This window comes from Mesorhizobium sp. M7D.F.Ca.US.004.03.1.1, assembly GCF_003998635.1.
Taxonomy (GTDB): Bacteria; Pseudomonadota; Alphaproteobacteria; order Rhizobiales; family Rhizobiaceae; genus Mesorhizobium; species Mesorhizobium loti.
The window spans coordinates 1-6,188 of record NZ_RZQG01000318.1 but is presented as its reverse complement, the minus strand read 5'-3'; the positions used below and the strand labels follow the sequence as shown (position 1 = coordinate 6,188).

The following is a 6,188-nucleotide window of genomic DNA, read 5'->3' as shown; positions in this document are numbered from 1 at the left end:
CCCCGAACTTATGCATGGAATAGAAGGTGTAGTAGCTGGCGAGGCTGGCGATGTAGGCGTTCTTGGTCAGCACCAGCAGCGTCAGCACCGCCAATGCCCACATTACCTTGCGGCGCGGGAAGGGCGAGACGAAGCTTGCCGTCTTGCGGCTGCCCTGTGCGGCGCGCAGCCGGCTGTACCAGCCGCCGACCTGCCACAAAACGATGATGCCGATCAGCGAGCCGACGGCGAACCAGGAGATGCTGGTCTGGCCGAACGGCACGACGATGAAGGCCGCCAGCAGCGGCCCCATGGACTGGCCGAAATTGCCGCCGACCTGGAACAGCGACTGCGCCAGGCCGAAGCGGCCGCCGGAGGCGAAGCGGGCGATGCGCGAGGATTCCGGATGGAAGATCGCCGAGCCGATGCCGATCAGCGAGGCGCCGATCAGGAGCAGCGAATAGTGGCCGGCATAGGCGAGCACGACCAGGCCGATCAGCGACGACGCCATGCCGTAGGGCAGCGAATAGGGCATCGGCCGCTTGTCGGTGATCATGCCGATCACCGGCTGCAGCAGCGATGCGGTCACCTGGAAGGTGAAAGTCAGGAGGCCGATCTGCCAGAAATCGAGGCCGTAATTCTCTTTCAGCAAGGGATAGATGGCCGATAGCAGCGACTGCATGATGTCGTTGATGCAGTGGCAGAAGCTCACTGCCAGGATGACGGTGAAGGCCGTCGCCTGGGCTGAAGCATGACTGGCGCTCGCCGGTGGGGCGACGCTGGCGGCTGTCGTATCGGTCAAGGTAGGCTCCGTGGTCTTTTTGGCGGGCACACCCGCAGGCAGTTGACGGACGCTCCTGCGGAGCGCCTGAGGACGGTGCCTTATAAGCCGCTTGCGGCACGACTTCTTTCGTGGTTTGGTCCAATAGTTTCGCAAGTGGGCCATACAGGATGCCGCACGGCAAAGAAGTCTTTCACGCCGGCAATGCCAATCTCGGTCAGCTGCACGAGAGCCGCTGGCAGTGGCTGGAGCAAGTGGCCAGGCCGGCGGTGGCGCTGCCGACGGAATATCCCGATGGCTACCGTGTGCCGCAACACCGCCACAGCCGCAGCCAGCTGCTGCATGCGTTGGTCGGGGTGGTGCTGGTGACGACGCGCTACGGGCGCTGGATGGTGCCGCCCGACCACGCGATGTGGATTCCAGCCGGCACCGAGCATTCCGTCGAAATGCTGGGCGATGTCTCGATGCGTTCAGTCTATGTCATGCCGCAGGCGATCCCCGGGCTGCCCGAAGGCTTGCGCGTCGTCGGCGTCACCGACCTGATGCACAGCCTGATCGTAGAATCGGAGAAGCTGCCGCAGGGCGGCGAACTGGAAGGGCGCGGCGGGCTGATCATGAACCTGTTGCTGCATGAAATCCCGACCTTGCCGGAACGGCCGCTCGGCCTGCCATTCCCGTCCGATCCCAGGCTGTCGGCGCTGTGCCGGCGTTTCGTCGCTGCGCCGTCGCCGCACGCGACGATCGACGAGTGGGCCGATGCCGCCGGCATGAGCCGCCGCTCCTTCACCCGCGCCTTTCAGCGCCAGACCGGCCTGTCGCTGTCGACATGGCGCCAGCAGGCCTGCCTGTTCGCGGCGCTACCGCGGCTGGCCGACGGCGAGCCGATCACCAGGGTGGCGCTCGATCTCGGCTATGACAGCGTGCCGGCCTTCATAACCATGTTCAAGCGCATGCTGGGCGCGTCGCCGCGCGGTTATATGCGCGGCGCCCGCGAAAGCGTCGAAGTCGCCCGTCGCCTGATCGGCCCGGTTCGGCTGGAAAGCCCTGCGCCGTAACGGCAGGCCGGTCTAGTCGAAGAGACTGGACACCGATTCCTCGGTCGCCGTGCGCGAAATGGCCTCGCCCATCAGGTCGGCGATCGAGATGACGCGGATGTTGGGAGCGTCAAGCACGCCCTGGGTCGGCTGGATGGAATCGGTGATCACCAGCTCCTGCAGTTTCGAGCCGCTGATGCGGGCAACCGCGCCGCCCGACAGCACGCCGTGGGTGATGTAGGCGGTGACGCTGGTGGCGCCGTTGGCCAGCAGCGCATCGGCGGCATTGCACAGCGTGCCGCCGGAATCGACGATGTCGTCGATCAGCAGGCAATCCTTGCCGGCGACCGCGCCGATGATGTTCATGACTTCCGATTCGCCGGGCCGCTCACGGCGCTTGTCGACGATGGCCAGTTGCGCATCGAAGCGCTTGGCCAGCGCACGGGCGCGGACCACGCCGCCGATGTCGGGCGAGACCACCACGACGTTGCCGAGCTGCTTGTATTTGGCCTTCACGTCGCGGGCCATGACCGGCACGGAAAACAGATTGTCGGTCGGGATGTCGAAGAAGCCCTGGATCTGGCCGGCATGCAGGTCGAGCGTCAAAACGCGGTCGACGCCGGCGCGGGTGATCATGTTGGCGACCAGCTTGGCCGAGATCGGCGTGCGGCCGGAGGCGCGGCGGTCCTGCCTGGCGTAGCCGAAATAGGGGATGACCGCCGTGATGCGCTTGGCCGACGAGCGCATGAAGGCATCGATCATGATGAGCAGTTCCATCAGGTGATCGTTGGTCGGGAACGATGTCGACTGCAGGATGAAGACATCCTCGCCGCGAACGTTTTCCTGGATCTCGACGAAGATTTCCTGGTCGGCGAAGCGCCTGACACTGGCCTTGCCCAGCGGGATGTTGAGGTACCGGGCGACCGCTTCGGCCAGCACCCTGTTGGAATTGCCCGCGAAGAGTTTCATGCACCGTTCCTGGTGGAGGATGGAAAGACCTGACGGACTCGCCTGCGCCCTTTAACCGGGCTTTTAGCGGCCCGCGCCGGTATTGCAAGCGCCGAGATCGGGAATCCGCCGGCTAAACTCAAGAAAGCTCCGCGCCATCACTAGGCTGCAACATTTCAGCCCGCCTTGCCGCCGAGCCAGGCCGCGAATTGGTCGATGGTCTGGTCGGCGATCGACTGCATGGTGGCCGGCGAGACCCCCTTCCAGCTGTCGCCGCCCCCGCTGTCGCCGGATTTGACCGACGGCGCCTTCTGCTGGCCGTTGATGCGGTGCAGGCGATTGCCGGCCGGGTCGTAGACGTCCCAGACATAAATGACGGTGGTGTCCGTGCCTTCCGACATTGTCGAGAAGTAGCCCTTCAGCACATGGGTCGCGGTCTGGTCGGCGCTGCCGGCGAGCGTGATGCCGCGCTGCCTGGCGCGCGTCTGCAACTCCGCCGTCAGCGGTGTCGCCGCTTCCACCGACGCACCGACGATCGGCGCGATCTGTAGGCGGGTCTTCGACAGGATCGCAGCGCTTTGGGCAGATGTGACCGGGGTGGTGGCGGTTGCAGGAGCGCCCGCCGTGGTGCCGGCCGGTGCCGGAACCGTGGCTGCCGTGTTGCCTGACGTGGCGGGCAGCGTCTGTGCCGACGTCGCCGGCGGGGTGATGGCCGACGGTTCAAGCACGTCCTTTGCGTTGGTGCAGGCGGCAAGAGCCAATGCCACAAGCAATGACACGGTCGTCACATGCGATCGTCTCATTTGCCTTCTAACTCCTTGGCGAAGAACGCCTCCCATTATGGATTCACTGTACGATCAAGTCGAGATCATGGCGGGACAGCGGCTTGGGCTGGGATTCGGTGGTCAGGTAGGTGCGGCCAAGCGTCATCGCCGTCTCGGTGTCGGAATCCATGATGATCATGTGGGCGAACAGCGTCATGTTCGGCGCGATCGGTTCGGGGTTGCCCTGGTAGAACATCGGCATGTCCATCCAGGACGGCGTGAAGCGGGCGCCGACCGAGTAGCCGCAGGCGTTCAGCCGGTGCTTGGTCAGGCCGTGCGCTTCCATGGTGCGGGCATGCGCATCGAACACGTCGCCGAAGCTGTTGCCCGGCATCATCACCTTTTCGACGGCCAGAAGTGCTGCGCGCGCGGCGTCGAACAGTTCCTGATGGCGCTTCGACACCTTGCCGGTCAGCACCGTGCGCATCATCGGCGCATGGTAGTGGTTGAAGACGCCGGCCCATTCGAGCGTCAGCTGGTCGTTCTTGGTGAGCTTGCGGCGGCCGGCCTTGTAGCGGCACAGCAGCGCGTCGACGCCGGAGCCGATGATGAACTCGTTAGCCGGATAGTCGCCGCCGCCGGCAAAGACCGCGCCTTGCATGGCGGCCAGGATCAGGGCTTCGTCGCCGCCCTGCTTGATCAGCGGCAGGGCCGCGTCGAGCGCATCGTCGGAGAGGTTGGCGGCCCTCTCGGTCTTGGCGATTTCGGCCGGGCTCTTGAACAGGCGCAGCCGGCCGACAATGCCGGACGCATCGGCGATCTGGCCGAAGGTCTGCAACTGTTCGTCGAGCCGTCGGCCATTGAAGGCGGTCAGGCCGTGGGTGTCGTATTCGACGCCGATGCGGGCGCCGAGCAGGTCGAGCTCGTTGAGCAGATTGCGCAGGTCGACCGCCGGATTGGCACCGTTGCGGTCGGTCCACAAGACGATGTTGTCGATGATGGAGGTTTGGCGCGCCTGGCGCAGATCGGCCGAGCGGGTCAGAAGCACCATCGAACCGTCGGCCTTCACCACCAGGCACTGGAAGAAGCAGAAGCCGAATGTGTCGTAGCCAGTCAGCCAGTACATGCTTTCCTGCGCGAACAGCAGGATGGCGTCGAGCTTCTTCTCGGCCATCTCGATCATGAGCCGGTCGCGCCGCGCGTCAAATTCCGATCGTTCAAAATGCAACGCCATTATTCCCTCTCCAAAACGATTGCCGAAACCTGCCGGCCGTAATCGGGTTCCTTGCGGTGCGTGGTGCGCCGGTAGGAGTAAAACAGATCTTCCTCGGCATAGGTGCAGCGGCCGAGGCCCTCGGCCGTCACCCCGGCCTTGGCCAGCCGGTCGACCGTGTAGCGGTTGAGGTCGAACATCGCATGGCCGGGGGTTGCCGAGGGTGCGAAATAGAGGATGTTTTCAGCGTCGGCCTCGACGAAGCGGGCGATGAATTCCGGCCCGACCTCATAGTTGCCAGGGCCGATCGAGGGGCCGAGCACGGCGACGATGTTGTCGCGCCGGGCGCCAAGGGTTTCCATGGCGAGGATGGTGTTCTCGAGCACACCGGTGAAGGCGCCTTTCCAGCCGGCATGTGCGGCGCCGATGACGCGCGCCTCGGCATCCGCGAACAGTACCGGACCGCAATCGGCGGTCGAGGCGCCGATGGCGATGCCGGGCCTATCGGTGACGATGGCGTCGGCCTTGGGCCGTTCGTCGGCAAAGGGTTCGCTGACGATGATGACGTCGGGCGAATGGATCTGCCAGGCGGTCAACAGATGGCTCGCCGGCACGCCCATCCAGGCGGCGACGCGGCCGCGGTTCTCGGCCACCAGCGCCCGGTCGTCGTCCGATCCGGTGCCGATGTTGAGGCCCTGATAGATGCCGCTGGAGACACCGCCGATGCGGGTGAAATAGCCGTGCCGGATGCCTTGTGCCTGCGCCTTGTCCAGCAGCGGCGACCGAACGGGATCCGGTTTGGTCTGATTCAACATGCGGGCGTTGTTGTCCGTGTGGGCGGTTTCGTCAAGAAAAAGGTGCTTCGTCGAAAAGAAGGCGGAGCAGGCGGGTTGGCCGCTCTTTCGCCGGACGGGAGATTGGGAGGGACGGCGGTGAAAAGTCAATCCGCCGTGGCAAATGGCGTCGTTGCTGAGAGTGGGGCGGCCACGCCGCGCGGCAGCATGGCAAGCACCTTGAACAGATCGCCCATCGCTTGCGGCCCGGCGAGGCGCTCGACGGCTTCAGCGATCTTGTCGCGTGCCGCCTGGTCGGCATCGGCGCCGAGCCGGCCGGCGCGTTCGAGAATGCCCATGCCGAGCAGAAAGTCGCCCTGCGTCGACAGATGGGCGTCGAGGCCATGCGCGCGCACGGTTGCGGCAAGGGCGGCGAAATCGACATGGGTGGTGAGGTCGGCCTCACCGGGATTGGCCAGCACATCTTCGTGATTGTGGCTGCGCAAGGCCTGCAGCGTGTCGCCGACACCCGGCTGGAGATGGCCATAGTCGAGGAACAGGCCGGCGCCGCCTTCCTGGGATATACGCTCGGCGATGGCTGCCATCAGTGCGGTGCGGGCAGGCGCTATTTCGACGATCGCACCTTGCGGCGCCTCAGTTGCATCGGCGGGCCACAATGTCGGGTCGACCGCGCCG

7 protein-coding genes are annotated in these 6,188 nt (G+C 65.2%); 1 reads left to right on the top strand and 6 read right to left on the bottom strand.

The genetic code is table 11. The features are described 5' to 3' along the window. A partial coding sequence (locus EN935_RS18375) for an MFS transporter (RefSeq protein ID WP_164771193.1) occupies positions 1-781 on the bottom strand: 781 nt, incomplete at its 3' end. A gap of 149 nt (positions 782-930) precedes the next feature. Here EN935_RS18375 and EN935_RS18370 point away from each other — a divergent pair. After that, entirely contained in the window at positions 931-1,815 is an 885-nt protein-coding gene (locus EN935_RS18370) for a helix-turn-helix transcriptional regulator (RefSeq protein WP_127373496.1), read from the top strand. Between the two features lie 12 nt (positions 1,816-1,827). Here EN935_RS18370 and EN935_RS18365 read toward each other — a convergent pair whose 3' ends face one another. From EN935_RS18365 to EN935_RS18345, 5 genes are all read right to left on the bottom strand, one after another. Beyond that, a complete protein-coding gene (locus EN935_RS18365; RefSeq protein ID WP_019860650.1) occupies positions 1,828-2,763 on the bottom strand; it encodes a ribose-phosphate pyrophosphokinase in 936 nt (311 codons plus the stop codon). Between the two features lie 155 nt (positions 2,764-2,918). Then, positions 2,919-3,545 carry a hypothetical protein gene (locus EN935_RS18360; protein ID WP_109659783.1) on the bottom strand — a complete coding sequence of 209 codons (627 nt, stop codon included), beginning with the start codon at positions 3,543-3,545 and terminating at the stop codon, positions 2,919-2,921. 43 nt (positions 3,546-3,588) lie between these two features. Further along, positions 3,589-4,740 (bottom strand): Xaa-Pro peptidase family protein, encoded by a 1,152-nt coding sequence (locus tag EN935_RS18355; RefSeq protein ID WP_127264942.1) that lies wholly within the window; start codon positions 4,738-4,740, stop codon positions 3,589-3,591. After that, positions 4,740-5,534, bottom strand: a complete 795-nt coding sequence (gene pgeF, locus EN935_RS18350) for a peptidoglycan editing factor PgeF (protein ID WP_127264941.1) — start codon at positions 5,532-5,534, stop codon at positions 4,740-4,742. The genes EN935_RS18355 and pgeF overlap by 1 nt, the downstream gene beginning before the upstream one ends. Positions 5,535-5,659: 125 nt before the next feature. Beyond that, positions 5,660-6,188 (bottom strand): SAM-dependent methyltransferase (locus EN935_RS18345; protein ID WP_206534534.1); only part of this gene is annotated, 529 nt, incomplete at its 5' end.